Source organism: Haliscomenobacter sp. (assembly GCF_033763495.1).
In the GTDB taxonomy this organism is placed as follows: domain Bacteria; phylum Bacteroidota; class Bacteroidia; order Chitinophagales; family Saprospiraceae; genus Haliscomenobacter.
This window is the reverse complement of the sequence record NZ_JANRKL010000117.1, coordinates 1-17,743: the sequence shown is the minus strand read 5'-3', so window position 1 is coordinate 17,743 and position 17,743 is coordinate 1. Positions and strand designations below refer to the sequence as shown.

Sequence of the window (17,743 nt, the reverse complement as noted above, 5' to 3'; positions counted from 1 at the left end):
CACATAAAAATTGCCTAAAATTTCGAGGCCATCCCCTCCCCTCCCAACAACTTCATCCGCTCAACCACCTTAGGCACATACCGCTCCGAAACAAATCTGCTCACCCCATTGTCCATCACCGTATTTTTCCAATCGGGATGTTTCCGTTCCAGTTTGTCCACATTTCCCAGGTAGTATTCCTTCGCGGCCATGGAACGCAAGTACAAAGACTCCGAGGACCAATTCACCTTGGTCACCCCACATTTGGCTGCAGCGCTCAGTTTTTCGGCAGACAACCCGGTGGAGCCATGCAGCGCAATTCCTATGTTCCGACCGGTCAATTGTTGTAACAGACGCACATTATTCTCAATGGTTTTGGTTTGAAAACCTGAATACCCATCCTCTGAAGTAAAACCGTGTTGAGTGCCTACGCCCGGTGCCCAAAGGGCAATTTTCCCAGGATATTTTGCTTCTACGGCACCAATCAAACGCTCCGTCTCATCCGCAGGAGTAATGCGGTCATCCACTGCGGATTCCATCTCCAGGGTCACATCCACTCCTGCTGCTTCGGCGAGTTGGCACAATTGCAACATATGCCCTATGTTCTGCTCTTCACTCATGTCTGAAGCATCCAGGGAAATGGTAGAAGCACAGAGTTTCAAGTTTTGACCATGTAGACCCACCTCGATGCCCTGAATGGCAGCCTGGAGGATACCAATTGTTTCCGGCCCTTTGATGTGGTCGGTATGGTAAATGACCGGGATGTGTTGATACCTTTCGCTATTGGCCAGCACCATCAAATCGGCAAGATAGCGGGCTACCCCCAGGATGGGATCGCCAAAACCATAACTGTGCCCTTTGATTTGCCAAAGGCTGGTTTCAATGATCACTGGCGCGTCCGCCAAACGGGCAGCCTCCAGGCAGTCGGTCACAGCAGCATGGCTATCGGCATTGATGGCCAGGATGGCGTATTGGTGCTCAAATGCGTGTTTGAGGAGTTGGCGGGATTGGGTGGGTGAAAGGAGCATGGTTTTGTTTTTTTGGCTCAAAGCCTTTTTTAAGAAGCTACTTTGACGTGTTTGGTTTTCAGGTACTCAAAAACGGCTTTGCGGGAAAGCTCCGAGCCAAATCCACTGTCTTTCCACCCTTCGTAAGGTGCATATGGGGTATTGACAGCCCCGTTGTTGACGCACACGGTACCCGATTCAAGGGCTTGGCTCACTTTCATCGTGGTTGCAAAGTCGCGGGTAAACAGGTAGGCGCAAAGGCCGTAGGCACTGTCATTGGCTTTTTGAATGGCCTCCTCCAGGGTATCAAAGGTATCCAAGGGCACCACAGGGCCAAAAGTTTCTTCTTGCATCATCAACATGGATGGATTGACCTTACTCAACACCGTGGGGGTGTAATAGTACCCATTTTGATATTTTTCTCCTTCAGGCTTTTTACCACCCTCGTGCAATATTGCGCCCTTAGCCAGGGCATCTGCAACATGCAGTTCCACTTTTTCGAGCGTTGCCGCCGTAGTCATGGGCCCAAGATCACAATTGGGTTCGGTCACACCATCACCAATGCTGAGTTTTCGGGCTTTAGCACAAATTTTCCCCAATAACTCGTCGTGAATGGATAGATGGGCATAAACCCGATTGACGCTGCTACAAGACTGTCCCATGTTGCGGAAGCCCTTGTAGGCAATGACCTCCGCAGCAAGATCCAAGTCGGCATCAGTACAAACAATCGCGGGACAATGCCCGCCCAATTCCAGGGATACTTTTTTGAGTTGCCTGGCCGCGGCCTGCAGGATTTTTTTCCCGGTTTCAGTCGAGCCAGTCATGGCAATTTTGGCCACATCGGGGTGTTCTATCAAAACAGCCCCCACCTGTGCCCCACCCGTCATGACATTGATGACGCCAGCTGGGATTCCACCCTCGGTCAAAGCCTGGCAAAATGCCCAGGGCGATAGTGGAGTTACCTCGGTAGGTTTCACGACTACCGTACAACCCGTTGCCAGGGCAGGCCCCAATTTCCAACTCAACAAACTGACCGGATAATTCCAGGGCGTGATCAGGCCACATACCCCGATGGGTTGGTAGGTTACCCAAGAATAAAGGTTGCTTTTTTCAGTAGGGTTGACGTAACCTTCCACACGTACTGCCTCAGCAGCATAATAATCCAATAAATCGCAGGAAGAGGTAACCTCACTGCGGCTTTGGGCAAAGGGTTTGCCTTGTTCCAAAGCCATCAAGGCGCCGATGCGATCCGCTTGGGTGCGCACGTAAGCGCTGGCCTGGCGCATGATTTTTTCTCGCTCCTGGGCTGGCAGTGCGGACCAGCTCTTAAAAGCCTGTTTGGCACTTTGTACCGCTGTATTTACATCGCCAGGGCTAGCTACGGCTACTTCGGCAATCAGCTTGCTGTTGGCCGGGGAATAAACAGGGGTCAGCTCTTCGTTGGAGGAGGGCACAAGCTGCCCATCGATAAATAGGCCCCATTCTTTGCCCACTAGGGTATCCATTGTACTTTGATTCATGGGTTTACAATTGAGGATTGATGCATACTTTTAAGGCTTCGCCAGATTCCATCATGGTAAAAGATTCGTGGATGCGCTCCAATGGCAATTCGTGGGTAATGAAACGATCTGCGGGAAAACGACCACTTTGAATTAAGTGATAAGCCGTGCGGAAATCACTGATTTTTTCAGAGTAGGAACCGCTGACCATCAATTCTTTGTAGTGCAAATGATTGGTGTTCAATAGTGCGGTGGGGTTCGATTTGGGTAAGCCACCAAAAAATTCTACCCGGGCGCCTTTCCCAGCAATTTCTAGTGCATCCGCCTGGGCCAAGGCGCTGCTCACCGCAACGATGACTACATCAAAACCTTCCCCTGCGGTAAGTTCCAAAGCCTCGGCCAAATGAGCACCTTCCTGATTGCTCAAGACGGTGCCATCAATGTCAAAACGGGTCATCATGTCCAAACGCTTTTGATTGATGTCGAACAAGTGTACCGATTGAGCCCCTTGAAGACGGGCCAACACCGCGTGCATGGCCCCAATCGGGCCTGCCCCAATAACGGCTACCCGATCTTGTAGGCCAATGCCCAGGTGGGTGTGGGCGTTGGTCACACAACCCAAGGGTTCGGCCAGGCTCATTTGTTGGGAGCTTTGGTCGGTGGTTACCTTAAAAAGGCTGCCGCGCTGCACTGCCCTTGCAGGTACCTTCACATAAGGCGCAAAGGCTCCATCGTAATGATAAGACATGGTGGTGCGGCTGATGCAGAGGTTTTCGCGCCCAGCGCGGCAATATTTGCACTCGCCACAGGAGAGTACGATGTACATGACTACCCGGTCGCCGACCTGGACGTTGGCAACAGGGTTGCGGGATTCAATGACCTTGCCGCAAAACTCGTGGCCTAACACCCGAGGCGGGGTGATTTTTTTATCCCCATTGCGGTAGGTGCGCAGGTCGGTGCCACAGACGCTGCAGGCCTCGATGGCGAGGAGGATTTCGCCTTCGTCGAGGGTCGGGTCGAGGATGTTTTCGACGCGGAGGTCTTCTTTGCCGTGGTAGGTGGCTGCTTTCATCTGGTTTGTTTTTCTTCCACGATATACCTCCCACTGATGCCCTCCAAGGGATACTTCCCACGGATACTTCCCACCGATACTTCCCACGAATAAATTCGTGGGTTGGGCTTGTGGGGTGGCCTCCCACGGATAAATCCGTGGGTTGGCGGTAACGCAGGATTTATTGTTTAAGCTTAAGTAAAGTTTTGCGCACTGGCGACATCACACTCACACTTTCACACATTCACACTCACACCCTATTTAGCTCATCCAGTTTTGGGAGGCGGAGGCGGTCCATTTGGTGGTGATTTTTTTGAGTTTGGTCCAAAAGCGGACGCCGTCCATGCCGGTGATGTCGCCATGTCCAAATTTGGAATCGTTCCAGCCACCGAAGGAGAAGGGTTCACGGGGAACCGGGACTCCGATGTTGATGCCAACCATACCCGCATTTGCCCTCTCGCTAAAATAGCGGGCTACTGCGCCAGAACTGGTGTAAATGGAGGCCGCATTGCCATAAGGATTGCTGTTTTCAATGGCGATGGCTTCATCCAGGGTTTGGACTTGAATGATGGATAGAACCGGGCCGAAAATTTCATCGCAGGCACACTCGGCACCGGGAGGAACCCCTTCGATTAGGGTTGGGCCTACGTAGGTTCCTGCTTCCTTTCCTTTTACAATTGCGCCTCGGCCATCCAACAATATTTTATACCCGGCAGCTTCTGCACGGTTGATGTACCCTTCAATCCGTTCTTTGGCGGTAGCACTAATCACCGCCCCTAAGTCCTCTCCTACCCTAATTTTTTTAGCCTCTTCTACAATTTGATTCAGGATGGTTCCGGTATCACCTACTAAGATGAGTACGCTAGCAGCCATACAACGTTGACCAGCGCAGCCCATGGCCGAAGCCACCACGTTTTTAGCGGTGATTTCGGGATCGGCGTCGGGAACAACTACGAGATGGTTTTTGGCACCACCTAAAGCTAGTGCTCTTTTGCCCAGATGGGCCGCACGCTGATACACCATCCGAGCCACTTTGGTAGAACCTACAAAACTCAGGGCAGTGATCCCAGGGTGATCAATGAGGTACTCGGTAGTTTCACGGGTGCCGTGAACCACATTAAAAACGCCCGGCGGCAGGCCCGCTTCAGTAAACAATTCGGCCAAACGGACTGCGGTAAGCGGAACCAACTCGGAGGGTTTGAGGATAAAGGTGTTGCCACAGCCAATGGCAATGGGAATTGTCCACATGGGGACCATGGCCGGGAAGTTGAAGGGTACGATGGATAAAACTACTCCCAGGGGATAACGTTCGTATTGGCAGCTCACTCCGGTGCTGACTTCCAGGAGCCCTTGATTCCAGATTTGGGGCAAGGACGTGGCGAACTCCAATACTTCGATTCCCTTATCTATTTCGGCTTTGGCTTCTGTCCAGGTTTTGCCATTTTCAACCTGGATCAAATCCGCCAATTCCACAAGATGTCTTTCAAGCAGGGTTTTAAAACGAAAAAGTACCTGAACCCTTTCTTTTAAAGGCGTCGTTGACCAAATTTCAAATGCAGTTTTGGCATTTTCCACCACCTGATTAATGGTTGAAGAGGTAGCTATAGGCACACCTCCCAAATGGAAACCATCCAGTGGAGAATGTACTTCAAGGGTAGGCTCCCCGGCCGGAATCCATTCATGCCCAGCGGTGTAATGCCCTCGAATTTGGGGTACAGGATTGGTTTTGCTGCTCATATGGACTGATTTAGTACACCACTTGAATTGCCTAAGGCATACTTCTCTGTATTGCAGTAAAGAATGCTGTACAAATTGAGGTGGCTGCGGTTGCTGTGGTATTTTCGGTTGATTTTAAGGACTGGACTATCGAGTTCAACTTGCAGGTGTTGGGCTACAAAATTGGGAGCCGCTACTGCCCAGATTTCTTGTTCCATCCCTGAGATTTCGAGCTGGTATTCTTTGGCTAAAAATTCGAAAAAAGACTGATTGAGTTTAAATCTGCGGACAAATTGAGGTAAATTAAGATTGGGCACAAAGGTTTGTTCATACATCACCGGACGGCCTTCAAGCGCGCGTACCCGGGCGAAGTGAATACAAGCAGCCGCTTTTTCAAGCTCACTCAACTCAAAGGGAAAATCTTCAGGCCAGGCGAAATAACTTGGAACTTGTACGGACAAGGTAGATATTTTGGTTCTGTCAACCATTGCGGAAAAACCCTGAAAGGAAAGCAAGTTCAAAGATCTGCTTTTGGATTTAACAATGCTGCCCTTGCCTTTTTGTTTGGTGATGTACCCTTCTTTTTCTAACTGGCTTAATGCTTGCCTAACTGTTGATCTTGACAAGCTTGCAGCAGCACAAAGGTCGTTTTCAGACGGTAATATGCTCCCAATTGGGTATACATCCGCCAGGATTTCCTTTTTGAGTCGAAGGTACAAAAGTTGATATTGTGTACTGCTTTCCATACGATTCAAATGTTCGCAAGGCAAAGCTACAAAATTAACTTGTACGTACAAGTTAATTTTGAAATAAAATGCACACCTAGAGCATCTATTCATAAGTTTTACCGTCTCTTGAAGGGCACTTGCAGCATCTTCTTTTTTTTTCGTTGTAGTCCTGTATATTTGGCCCGCGGAGTTGTTCTCCGCCAAAATCAGAAGCTACATGAGAAGCGATACTACCTTTAAAATCTTATTTTTTTTCAGCTGTTTTTTATCAAGTTTTAATTTTGTTCAAGCTCAAAACCCCCAACAAACCCTGCGGGGTCAGGTATTTGATGCGGTGGCACAAAAAGCCCTTTCGGGAGCAACTGTGCTTTTGGAAGGAAGTACAAACGGCACCAGTACAGATGAGCAGGGGAAGTTCCGTTTTGAAAACCTACCAGTAGGAAGATACCGTTTGCGGATTTCCTATGTTGGCTATGATACCTTGGTTGTGCCTGAAGTGCTCCTTGAGGCTGGACGTGAAACAGTTTTGCAATTGCCGCTCAGTATTGCCTACACTACGCTGAGCGAGCTCAACATCACCGCTGCACCACTGGAAATTGAATCCCTTAATCCCTCGGTGCGCAGCATCAGCAATGAAACAACCCTGCGTTTTCCCGGGGTGTTTTTCGATCCTGCCCGTACGGCAAGTGCCTTTCCAGGAGTAGTCAACACCAATGACCAGGCCAATTTTCTGTCTGTACGTGGCAATACGCCCAATGCCAACCTCTGGCGTTTGGAAGGAGTCGATATTCTGAACCCCAACCATACCCCCAACGCAGGCTCACAAAGTGATTTGCCCACCTTTACTGGCGGGGGAGTCAATATGTTGAGTACTCAGATGTTGGGTAATTCGGCATTTTTGTCGGGTGATTATGGTGCTGGCTATGGCAATGCCCTGGGAGGGATTTTTGACATGCGTTTGCGCACTGGAAACAATGAGCAACAAGAATACACCTTGCAGGCAAGCTTATTAGGCTTAGACGTTGCTGCAGAAGGCCCCATCGGCAAAGCTGGGGGCGCATCTTATCTGGTCAATGCCCGCTACTCTACCCTTGGCTTGTTGAGTGATTTGGGTGTTGATGTAGGTGGGGAAGTAATTGGTTTTAAGGATTTGGCCCTCAATCTGGTTTTTCCATTTGCCAAAGGAGGAAAGTTCACCTTATTCGGCATGGCGGGCAATAGTTCCAACGTATTTACCGGCGACCGCGATTCTACCACCTGGGAGTTTGACAAAGATCGGCAGGATATTGATTTTGAATCTTCCACCCAGGTTTTGGGGGGTACTTTCCGCTTGCCTACGGGTAAAAAAGGCATGTGGCATACTTCCTTTGCTTATTCCAGCTACAAAAGTACCCGTCTTTCGACTTATTTCACGGGAGGGGGCCCTACTTTGGGAGACCAAATCAGCCAGTCTCGGCGTAGTTTAAACACTTATTGGTACATCAAGCCCAATCCTCGCCAAACCATCAAAGCCGGGGTCATTTACAACGGCGGAGAATTGATCCAACCCTATACTTCCACCAAACTGGATTTTGGCAATCTGGAATGGGAGCTTGGTTTACATTACATCAAATTGATCAATGCCAACAGCCTCAAGGAGGGTGCAATCAACAACCTGGAGCCTCGCCTGAATCTGGCCTACCGCCTGGATGCCAATAAAAAACTCACTTTGGCCTTGGGGGCATTTAGCCAGAAACCAATTCTTCCACCTTATGGTAGCGGGTCACCTATTTCCCTCGTCAAAAGTGTACAAAGCAGCATTGGCTTGCAAATCCAGACCAGCCCATCAACCAGTGTAGAAGTACAAGCCTACTACCAAAAACAAACAAATATAGCTGTACTCCCCAACTCTTTCCAAACTTTGTCCAGCAACTTCAGCAATGAAAGGGTTCCTGTTTTGCTTAGTAATCTAAATTCAGAAGAATACCTCAATGCGGACGGAGAAGCCCGAAATTACGGCTTGGAACTCAACCTGCGCCGCTACCTGGAAAAAGGATTTTATCTACTGGCCAATAGCTCCATTTATCAATCGGAATACCGCAACAATAGCATTAACTATTCGCAATTATTTGGGAACAACGATTGGCGCGATAGCCATTTCAACGGCAAATATGTATTCAACACAACTGCAGGTAAAGAATGGCGTAAGGAGCGCAAAGCTGGCAAGGTCAAACTTTGGGGATTGAATGGCCGGGTAGTCGTTATGGGCAATTTGCGCCAAACTCCAATTGATGCAACCCTGTCCCAAAAAGAAGGCATCACCGTTCCAATCTTCTTCACTGTGGATGGCAATGAGCGAATTGATGCTGCATTTTCTTTGAAGAGCAGTACTTACTTCCGTTTGGATACTCGTCTGTATTTCAAATGGAACACAGCCGGTCGAAACAACACCTTTGCTCTGGACATCCAGAATGCTAGCAATCAGGAAAATGCGGGCTTTTTCTATTATGATCACCTTCAAAAACAGATTTTGGAGAAAAAACAGTTAGGAATCATCCCGATACTTAGCTATAGGGTGGAATTCTAACAACATTTGGCATCAAAAAAACGGCGTATAACGTCGAAGTTCCGTAGTCTGGCATTCAGTGCTTTGGAGAAGCGAACAATTTATTTGCTTGCATTATTTAATTGTTAGTTACAGTTCATTTAGGGCCTAAGTATTTTAGCTAGCAATAAAACCAATTCAAGCCAATGACAACGACGCGGGAAACATCAGCGCTGGCTTTTTTAAGGCAAATTCCCTTTTTGGGAACACTTCCTAATTCCGACCTGACTGAATTGGCGATGCTTTGCCAGTCTGAGCAGGTTCAACGCAATAGCCCCATTTACCACAAAGGGGATGTATCAAGCCATTTGTTTTTGTTGTTGCGCGGTTCGGTTAAAATTTGCTCTTTTTCTGACGATGGTCGGGAAATTATTAAAGAAATGCTGGGGCCCGTCACCTTATTCGGCGATCTAGGGATAGTAGGTGAGAAGGAACGTCAGGAAAATGCTTTTACGATGCAGGATGATGTTCAGCTGCTGCGGATTCCTAACGAGGCTTTCCGCAAATTGATCCGTAAACATACCGCATTATCGATGGATATTGTAGACTGGTTAGGCAGCCGACTACGGCGTACCGAAGCACGCCTGGAAGCGCTGATGTTCAAAGATGCCCGCGAAAGGATTATTGATTTTTTGAAAGATTCGGCCGAACAACAAGGAAAGAAAATTGGGTTTGAATTTCTGATCAAACACAGCATGACCCAACAAGACATAGCAAACTACACTGGGACCTCCCGACAAACAGTTACCTCCGTTTTGAATGAATTGCGCAAGTCCAACCTCATTTACTTCAATCGCAGAAGTATCCTGATTCGGGATTTGGAGCGTTTGGGGTAAAGGTTTTTTGAGTGGCGAGTTTCGAGTACATGAGTTTTGAGTTTTGGAGTGAGTTACCGCAGCGACTAGACCAGGACTGAGCCAAAATCGCTGCGGCAGCTCACTCCAAAACTCAAAACCCATGTACTCGGAAATCGTAACTCAAAAAAAGAAAATCATCAATTGCTTGATAATCAACCTTTCTCAACTTTACTCATCCTCATCTCCATCGTCTCCATCATCGCCCTCTGCTTCGAGTTCTCGTTGCAACTCTTCCATAAAAACGTATTCCACCGCCTCTGCCTTAGTAGGTGCCATGGACAAAACAGAGTCAAGGCGAGAAATTTCGAATAATTTTTTCACTGCTGCCTGTTCGATACCTGTCAAAACGAAGCTGCCATTGGTCTTCATCAGTCGGTCGGCTGTCAGAATGGCACTCAAACCTGAAGAATCGACATACTTGACTTTAGAGAGGTCAAAAATTAAATTATTTACACCTTCATTGTGCAGGATAACAATTTCTGACTTTAGATCAGGAGCAACAACTGAATTCAGGTTCTCCTCCTCCAACTGAAAAACCGTATAACGGTCTTGTTTATCAACTGAATATTTCATGTGCTAAGGGTAGTTGATCTATTTTCCGGGCAAATATAAGCATTACCTCTGAAAGCATCAGCCGTTATTTGGAATTTATCCAAAAGCAGGGCCATAAATAAAAGTTTCGCCTGCCGGGTACAAGTGTTTAAACTAGATTACCTGATTTGCTGTTGCTATGTTAATGTTTTTGGATTTTACATTTTGTCCAAAAGAGAATTTGTTTTTTAGTTCAAATAGGGTTAAATTTTGCCAAATTTTTGATTTGGACACTTTGAACAGAAGGCTTATTATTGCTCAAATGGATTAAACGAACGATCAGCGATGACTTTCTACAGCAGACAGCGTCAAAAGATGGCTCGATTCTTGCAGCAAAAATGGTAGTTCTGACAGCACTTTAGAATTTCTCTACACTATGAATAACCGAAGATTTTCACCCAAGGTAAAGGAAGTCATCAAAAAGAGTCGGGAAGAAGCTTTCCGCTTAGGACATGACTTTATCGGTACAGAGCACCTCCTTTTGGGGATTGTATCCGAAAAAGACAGTTTGGCAGTTCGCGTCCTTGAATCCTTGGATGTTGATTTCGCTGAATTAAAACAAACCCTGGAAGATTCAGTGCAAAAGATTCCTGCCAGCAACACCAGCTTGAGTGTAGGTACTTTACCATTGAACAAACAGGCTGAAAAAGTACTCAAAGTCACCTTTTTGGAAGCCAAAATGCTCAAAAGTGAAGAGATCAGTCCAGAACACCTGGTGCTCTCCATCCTAAAGCACAAGGAGAATCCTGCTTCCAAAATTCTTAACCAATTCGACGTGGATTACGAAATTTACAAAGCTGAGCTCGAGTACGTCAAGCAGGAGCAAGATTTCTCCAGCATCGAGCCGCCTTATAATCAGGCACCGCAAGATAGCGACGACCCTTATGACGACGACGACCGTCAGGGTGGTTTCCAGCAACGCAAAGGCAATGCCAAATCCCGCACTCCGGTGCTTGATAACTTTGGCCGTGATGTAACCAAATTGGCTGAAGAAGGCAAATTGGATCCAATCATTGGTCGGGAAAATGAAATCGAAAGGGTTTCACAAATCCTGAGCCGTCGCAAGAAGAACAATCCCATCCTCATTGGGGAGCCAGGGGTTGGTAAAACTGCGATTGTGGAAGGTTTGGCCCTGCGGATCATGCAGCGCAAAGTATCCCGTACCCTCTTCAACAAACGCATCGTGATGCTTGATCTTGCCGCTCTGGTGGCCGGTACCAAGTACCGTGGTCAGTTTGAAGAGCGTATGAAAGCCATCATGAATGAGCTGGAAAAATCGCGCGATGTCATCTTGTTCATCGACGAAATCCACACCATCGTAGGCGCTGGTGGCGCAACGGGTTCACTGGATGCTTCCAATATCTTCAAACCCGCCCTGGCGCGTGGTGAACTTCAATGTATTGGTGCTTCTACCCTGGACGAATACCGCCAACACATCGAAAAAGATGGTGCATTGGATCGCCGCTTCCAAAAAGTGATGGTTGATCCACCTTCTGCCGAAGAAGCCATCAACATTCTGCACAACATCAAGTCTAAATACGAGGAATTCCACAACGTCATTTACGACGATGATGCGATCAAAGCCTGTGTACGCCTGAGCGATCGTTACATCACCGACCGCTTCCTGCCCGACAAGGCCATCGACGTACTGGATGAAGTGGGTGCTCGTGTTCACCTCAAAAACATTCATGTTCCCAAGCACATCGAAGATTTGGAAAAACAAATCGAGGAGCTGAAGGAACACAAAAACCAGGCCGTTAAGAATCAGCAGTACGAAAGAGCTGCCGATTTGCGCGACCGCGAGTCCAAACTGGTCCGCCAGTTAGAATTTGCAAAAGTACAGTGGGAAGAGGACTCCAAAACCAAACGCTATCCTGTTGGCGAAGAAGACATCGCTGAAGTGGTATCCATGATGACCAATATCCCGGTAATGCGGGTAGCTCAAAGTGAGAGCAAAAAATTGGTGAGCATGGAAAAAGACATGCAAGGATCCATCATTGGCCAGGACGAAGCCCTCAAAAAGATCACCAAAGCCATCCAGCGCAACCGGGTGGGTTTGAAAGATCCCACCAAACCAATCGGCTCTTTCATTTTCCTCGGGCCAACCGGGGTGGGTAAAACGGAGTTGGCTAAAGCCTTGGCGCGTTACCTCTTCGACTCAGAGGATGCCTTGATCCGCATCGACATGAGTGAATACATGGAAAAATTCTCGGTGAGCCGCCTGATTGGTGCGCCTCCAGGATACGTGGGTTATGAAGAAGGTGGCCAATTGACTGAAAAAGTTCGGCGCAAGCCTTATTCAGTGGTGTTGCTTGACGAAATTGAAAAAGCCCACCCTGATGTGTACAACATCCTGCTCCAGGTATTGGATGATGGCCAATTGACCGATGGTTTGGGTCGCAAAGTTGACTTCAAAAATACCCTGATCATCATGACCTCCAATATTGGGGTTCGTCAGTTGAAAGACTTCGGCCAGGGCGTTGGGTTTGCGACCAAGTCGCGCCAGGAAGCTGCCGAAGACAATACCAAAGCGGTGATTCAAAATGCGTTGAAGCGGACCTTCTCGCCTGAATTCCTCAACCGGATCGACGACGTGGTGGTGTTCAATAGCCTGGGCAAAGAGGAAATCTTCAAAATCATCGACATTACCCTAAAGGACTTGCACCGTCGTTTGGCGACCATGAACTTCAAATTGGTGATCAGTGATGAGGCGAAGAATTTTGTAGCTGAAAAAGGTTTTGACCCTCAATTTGGTGCCCGCCCCCTGAATCGTGCCATTCAAAAGTACCTGGAAGACCCACTTGCAGAGTTCATTTTGAATGACCAACCACAGGAAGGAGCCCTCCTTGAGGCCATTTTGACCGAGGAAAAAGACAATCTGCGTGTGGTACTGGCTACCCCTGCTGAAATAGGTACAGGAACGGAGGAGCCCAATCCAGACGTGCCAAAATTGAACGCAGATTCTCAAGAATAAAAAAATATTCGTATTTTTGTTTCAATTCATAGAGACGTATTACTATGCGTCTCTATTTTTTTTAAGTTTGTGGAACTAATTTGCCTATTTAGGCATTCATTTTTTAACAAAATTAAATTTCATTTGGCAAAGAATCAATTTGGCGGTAATCGTCCCGGAGGTGGAAGCAGACCTCCCTTCGGTGGTGGTGGTGGTAACCGCAACAATCGCAGAGACTCCAGGTACCCCAGCGAAGATGACAAGGGTCAATTCCGACTTAATGATCAAATTCGGGTGCCACAAATTCGTTTGGTTGGTGACAACATGGAACAAATCAGCGAATTGGTTGGAACAGAAATCAAATCAGGGGAAGTGTACAACACCCGCGACGCATTGCTTTGGGCAGAAAAATCAGAGTTGGATCTGGTTGAAATTTCTCCAAATGCAGTCCCACCAGTAGTTCGGATCATCGACTACAACAAATTCCTGTACGAGAAGAAGAAGAAGGAGAAAGAAATCAAGGCCAAAGCAGCTAAAACGGTGATCAAAGAAATCCGTTTTGGCCCGAACACGGATGATCACGACTTTGAATTTAAAGTACGTCACGCCAAAACCTTCCTCGAAGAAAACGCCAAAGTGAAAGCTTACGTTAACTTCCGGGGTCGTACGATCGTGTTTAAGGATCGCGGGGAATTGTTGCTGCTGAAGTTTTTGAAAGAACTGGAAGAGTTTGGATCGCCGGAATCCCTGCCCAAATTGGAAGGTCGCCGGATGATTGTAATGATTGCTCCGAAAAAGAAGAAATAAATTTTTCTTTTGAAAGATAAAAAAGGGAGATGCTGGTGTACCAGTGTCTCCCTTTTTCGTGGTGGGTTAGTCCTTATATTCTAAAGCATTGACTTTGGCACTGGCATTGATGTCGCCGATTTTGATGGCTACGAAATTGCCGTTCCTACTTGTCGTTTTATTGATGTAAACTTCCTCTGGAAATTTTCCAGCCCAAGGGTTCGTTGGATTGGGAAAAATATAGGCTGCATCCACAAAGCGCCAGGAAGTATTGTTCAAAAATTGCAAGTCCAGACCCAGGATTAATTTTCTAAGTTGAATCAAATCCAGGGTTGTGATGGATTTAGAGTTGTTGACATCTGCAGCTATCATTTTATATGGGCTGTTCAGGGCCTGAATCCCCAGAATGTGCTTTTGAATCAATAGCAGGTCAAAAGTGGAAACTCCATTCAGCGGGTTTTTATCGAGTTTGGGGGTAATGGTGTACTCGCCTCCACTTTGGAAAATGATAAAAGAATAACTACCATTTGTATTGGTGGTAAATGTTTGAGAAAGACTGCCGCTGATGCTGACCATTACACCTTGTATATTGTAATTTCCTTCGGTGCTTATTGTTCCTCCAATAGTTAGTGGTTCAGTGATCACTGTACATGTCCTGGGGTCTTTGTTCATCACCTCTGCATAGGTAATACAGTAATCTTGCTTACCTCTAATGTCCCAGGCATGCAATTCCACCAGGACCACCTTCCCTGCTTGATCACAATTCAATTCTATGCTTTTTTGACTGGAATCAACCTTTTCCCCCAGTCTATTGATGGAATAATGGGTAATCAATTGTTGTCCATTCGAGTTCGTATCTGGACCTTGACCATAACAATCGTAGATGCCCGCAGCGATTAAATCAGTTGCTTGGAGAGTGTATTTCCCCCAGCCTTGGCCATCAGGTTGCAAGGTAATGGGTAAGCCGTTGACGCAGATGGGTTTGGGGCCGGCTTTGTCTTTGACTACAAAATCAAATGAATCCTGGTTTGCGCCAAAACACCCATCAAATGCGTTAACAAATACCCGATGAAGTCCAGGAGGTAATCCAGTTACGCGTTTATTCTTGACAGGGTAGTTTACAGTCGGCCACTCATCCCCTGACTCCTTTTTAGTTTTGATGGATAAGCTAACATTGCCTAAATGGCAGCCTGTAACTTCCACTCCAAATGTGCTTTTTAATCCTTCAACGGTAGCAAAAAAAGAAGCACTACAATTCAACGAATCTAGGTTAAGTTCTGGAATCGTTGTAGAAACGATAATCGAAGGACCATTGAAAGCGCCGACCTGAATTAATATTTGGAAAGTGTCGATATAGACTCCGCTGCAAGAATCAAGTACGTATAATTCCCTGGCAATTTTTACGCCTTTACCACCACAGATTGGGAACTCCTTATCTTTTATTTGAACTGCATATTTCCCTCCAATTTGTTCAATAAAAATATTTCGTGGGTAAAGAAAACTAGGTACAAAAGGAGTGACATCTTCTTTTTTGATCAAACTTTTATCGGGTGCACATGCTTCATAAGTCGCTACTCGATCAAAAATATCACGGCCATCTCCATTAAAACGAAAATTCTGCAAATGAGGTCGTTCAAATGCGATCACTTGAACTGTATCCTTTTTTATACCCTGACAAATCGCACTCCACCTTCGATAAATCCGCGCATAAATCTCTCCATTTTGCATTTCTTGGCAGCTAGAATACACTACACTATCCCGCCAGGTTAGGCTCATTTGGCAAATGTCTGCTCCCCCCTTCACGCTAGCATACAGAAAACCCAAATTGCGAATGCTGTCTGTGGTTAAATTTTTAATTTCCAAGTTGCAAGGTTCTGCTCCATCTTTAATGCTCCAATCGGCATTTGGAATGGTTTGGGGAAATTGTGAGGAAGCTTGGGGTGAAGCCAACATATCTGGATTGCCGATGGTTTTGGGATTGTTTAGGGCAAAATCCAAATCGTAACTAGGCAAAGTATCTGTGACCCAATCGGTACAATGAAACACAATTTCGGGTTCGGAGGGAGGAAAGGATTCCGTTGGTGTTATTGAAGTCCATCGTGGAACTTGGAAAAACACAACAAATAACACACAAGAAAACAGCATAGATTTGACTAAATCAGTTCTTGGGATAAAAATTTGCATGGGAATTGATTTTAAATCGGTGTTTAATAAATATTTAACAAAATAAATGTAAAAAACGGTACGGCACAATACTTAAATAGCGGTATTCTACTATCTCTTTCTGTAAATAAAAAAAGGTCACAAAAGACTAAATCGCCCTTTATGACCTTTGTATTTGATTATTTGATTTACTCCAAAATAATCATCTTCTTCGTAGCCGTAAAGTCGGTTGTTTCCAAAGTATAGTACAACACCCCACTTGCCCCCAAGTGCTCCTTCTTGAGCGTGACTTGGTTGTTGCCCTTGGCATAATTGCCCTCTACTTTGTACACTACAGCTCCCTTCACATCTCTCACCGTCAAGGTTCCTTTTGTAGCCTTGGGCAGCGTAAACCCAATCACCGTTTCATCATTGAATGGGTTGGGCATGTTCTGTTTCAGTTCGTAGGCTGCTGTGGCCTGGATGCCCTCAAAGTTCAAGGCGATACCCAGGTGCTCGTTGTTCTGGCTGTAAGCCTCTGGAGATACCATGCGGTTGAGGCTCATACTTTGGCTCAACTTGCTGTCTGCTTTTGCACGGAGAACCAGCGTAAACAATGCCCCTGGCTCGTATTTGCTGTTCCACGAGGTGGTGATGATGCCTTCGTTTTTGAACACCCCGAAGTTCTCCGCCTTGGCTACGCCGTATTCGATGTCCACAAGCTCCACCACGCTTTGATCCAGGTTCAGCGCAAACTGGTAACCCTGGATGCGTTGCAGGTCTTCTGCTGTGAAGCTCACTTTGTATTCATTGCCTGGCTTCAGGTTTTGCTCCTGAGTCTTCAATTTGAAGTCCTCACTCGTGCGGATTTCTGCACTCGTCGCTCCATTCACACTCGCACTCGCATTCACATCCCCGATTTTGATCGCTACAAAGTTCGCTTTGACGTTCCCCACCAGGTCATTCACACTCACTACCTCGGGGAAGCTCGTCGACCAAGGGTTCGTGGCATTCGGGAAGCGGTATGAGGCATCCACAAAGCGCCAGGAAGTGTTGTTTCCAAAACGGGTGTCGATGTTCAAAATCAACTTCCGGATCTGAATCAGATCCAGGGTCGAGATCGATTTGGAGTTGTTCGCATCCGCCGCAATCAGCTTGTAGGGGCTGTTCAAAGCCTGTACGCCCAAAATGTGTTTTTGGATCAACACCAGGTCGAAGGTCGATACCCCGTTCAGGTGGTTTTTGTCCAGTTGTGGTGTCACCGTGAAGTCACCTCCTTTCGTGATGTTCACAAACTCGTAGTTCCCATCCGTGCCCGTCATGTCATTCTGCGTGCCACTGCCACTCAAAGTCACCGATACCCCTTGCATATTGCCTGATCCTTCGGTTGCGATGGTACCCGCGATCTTCACCTTATCCGCTGGGGCTGGACAAACAGTGTTGTTGTCCTGTACCTCAATGTAGGTTACGCAAAAGTCGTGGTTACCAGCTTCATCCCATGCGTGCAATTCCACCAGAACTACTTTGCCTTTGTCGGCACAAGTCAGGTTCAAACCTGTTTGAGTAGCTACTACTGGCTCACCTACGCGGTTCAGTGAGTACTTGGTCACCAGTTTCAAGCCATTCTTGGTTTCTGGTCCTTGACCGTTGCAATCGTAAATCTTCGAAGCAACGAAATCAGAAGCCCATACCGCCATCATGCCACCGCCGTTGCCATCAGGCATCAGTTCAGTGCTCAAGCCGTTGATACAGATTGGGGCTGGACCTTTGCAGTCTTCAACTGTGAATGGAATCCGGGTTGGTACACTCAAGTTACCACACTCATCACGTACTACTACAATCAGGTCATG

General features: G+C 46.9%; 12 protein-coding genes. 4 read left to right on the top strand and 8 right to left on the bottom strand.

The genetic code is table 11. From position 1 onward, the window contains the following. Positions 1–14 precede the first annotated feature (14 nt). The 5 genes from SFV55_RS12550 to SFV55_RS12530 form a co-directional block, all read right to left on the bottom strand. Complete coding sequence (locus tag SFV55_RS12550) at positions 15–1,007, bottom strand: class II fructose-bisphosphate aldolase (protein ID WP_320029850.1); 993 nt, start codon at positions 1,005–1,007, stop codon at positions 15–17. Positions 1,008–1,036: 29 nt separating this feature from the next. Beyond that, positions 1,037–2,506 (bottom strand): NAD-dependent succinate-semialdehyde dehydrogenase, encoded by a 1,470-nt coding sequence (locus SFV55_RS12545; RefSeq protein WP_320029849.1) that lies wholly within the window; start codon positions 2,504–2,506, stop codon positions 1,037–1,039. A 4-nt stretch (positions 2,507–2,510) separates the two neighbouring features. Further along, on the bottom strand, positions 2,511–3,557 hold the full coding sequence (locus tag SFV55_RS12540; protein ID WP_320029848.1) for an alcohol dehydrogenase catalytic domain-containing protein: 1,047 nt from the start codon (positions 3,555–3,557) through the stop codon (positions 2,511–2,513). A gap of 240 nt (positions 3,558–3,797) precedes the next feature. After that, complete coding sequence (locus SFV55_RS12535) at positions 3,798–5,273, bottom strand: CoA-acylating methylmalonate-semialdehyde dehydrogenase (protein ID WP_320029847.1); 1,476 nt, start codon at positions 5,271–5,273, stop codon at positions 3,798–3,800. Further along, positions 5,270–5,998, bottom strand: coding sequence for a GntR family transcriptional regulator (locus SFV55_RS12530; protein WP_320029846.1), 729 nt, complete (start codon positions 5,996–5,998; stop codon positions 5,270–5,272). Before SFV55_RS12530 ends, SFV55_RS12535 begins: the two co-directional genes overlap by 4 nt. Before the next feature lie 199 nt (positions 5,999–6,197). Here SFV55_RS12530 and SFV55_RS12525 point away from each other — a divergent pair, with 199 nt between their 5' ends. After that, positions 6,198–8,546: a TonB-dependent receptor gene (locus SFV55_RS12525; RefSeq protein WP_320029845.1), complete on the top strand. Its 2,349-nt coding sequence runs from the start codon at positions 6,198–6,200 to the stop codon at positions 8,544–8,546. A 164-nt stretch (positions 8,547–8,710) separates the two neighbouring features. After that, the gene (locus tag SFV55_RS12520; RefSeq protein WP_320029844.1) at positions 8,711–9,400 is read left to right on the top strand and encodes a Crp/Fnr family transcriptional regulator; all 690 of its coding nucleotides are present in this window, start codon (positions 8,711–8,713) and stop codon (positions 9,398–9,400) included. A gap of 189 nt (positions 9,401–9,589) precedes the next feature. On the opposite strand, the gene SFV55_RS12515 is transcribed toward SFV55_RS12520, so the two are convergent. Further along, the gene (locus SFV55_RS12515; RefSeq protein WP_320029843.1) at positions 9,590–9,994 is read right to left on the bottom strand and encodes an STAS domain-containing protein; all 405 of its coding nucleotides are present in this window, start codon (positions 9,992–9,994) and stop codon (positions 9,590–9,592) included. A gap of 394 nt (positions 9,995–10,388) precedes the next feature. On the opposite strand from SFV55_RS12515, the gene SFV55_RS12510 reads away from it, so the two are divergent. Next, positions 10,389–12,986 carry an ATP-dependent Clp protease ATP-binding subunit gene (locus SFV55_RS12510; protein ID WP_320029842.1) on the top strand — a complete coding sequence of 866 codons (2,598 nt, stop codon included), beginning with the start codon at positions 10,389–10,391 and terminating at the stop codon, positions 12,984–12,986. Between the two features lie 123 nt (positions 12,987–13,109). Next, entirely contained in the window at positions 13,110–13,772 is a 663-nt protein-coding gene (gene infC, locus SFV55_RS12505; protein WP_320029841.1) for a translation initiation factor IF-3, read from the top strand. 66 nt (positions 13,773–13,838) lie between these two features. Here infC and SFV55_RS12500 read toward each other — a convergent pair whose 3' ends face one another. Beyond that, on the bottom strand, positions 13,839–15,935 hold the full coding sequence (locus SFV55_RS12500; protein WP_320029840.1) for a dockerin type I domain-containing protein: 2,097 nt from the start codon (positions 15,933–15,935) through the stop codon (positions 13,839–13,841). Between the two features lie 167 nt (positions 15,936–16,102). Then, a partial coding sequence (locus SFV55_RS12495; protein WP_320029839.1) for a T9SS type A sorting domain-containing protein occupies positions 16,103–17,743 on the bottom strand: 1,641 nt, incomplete at its 5' end.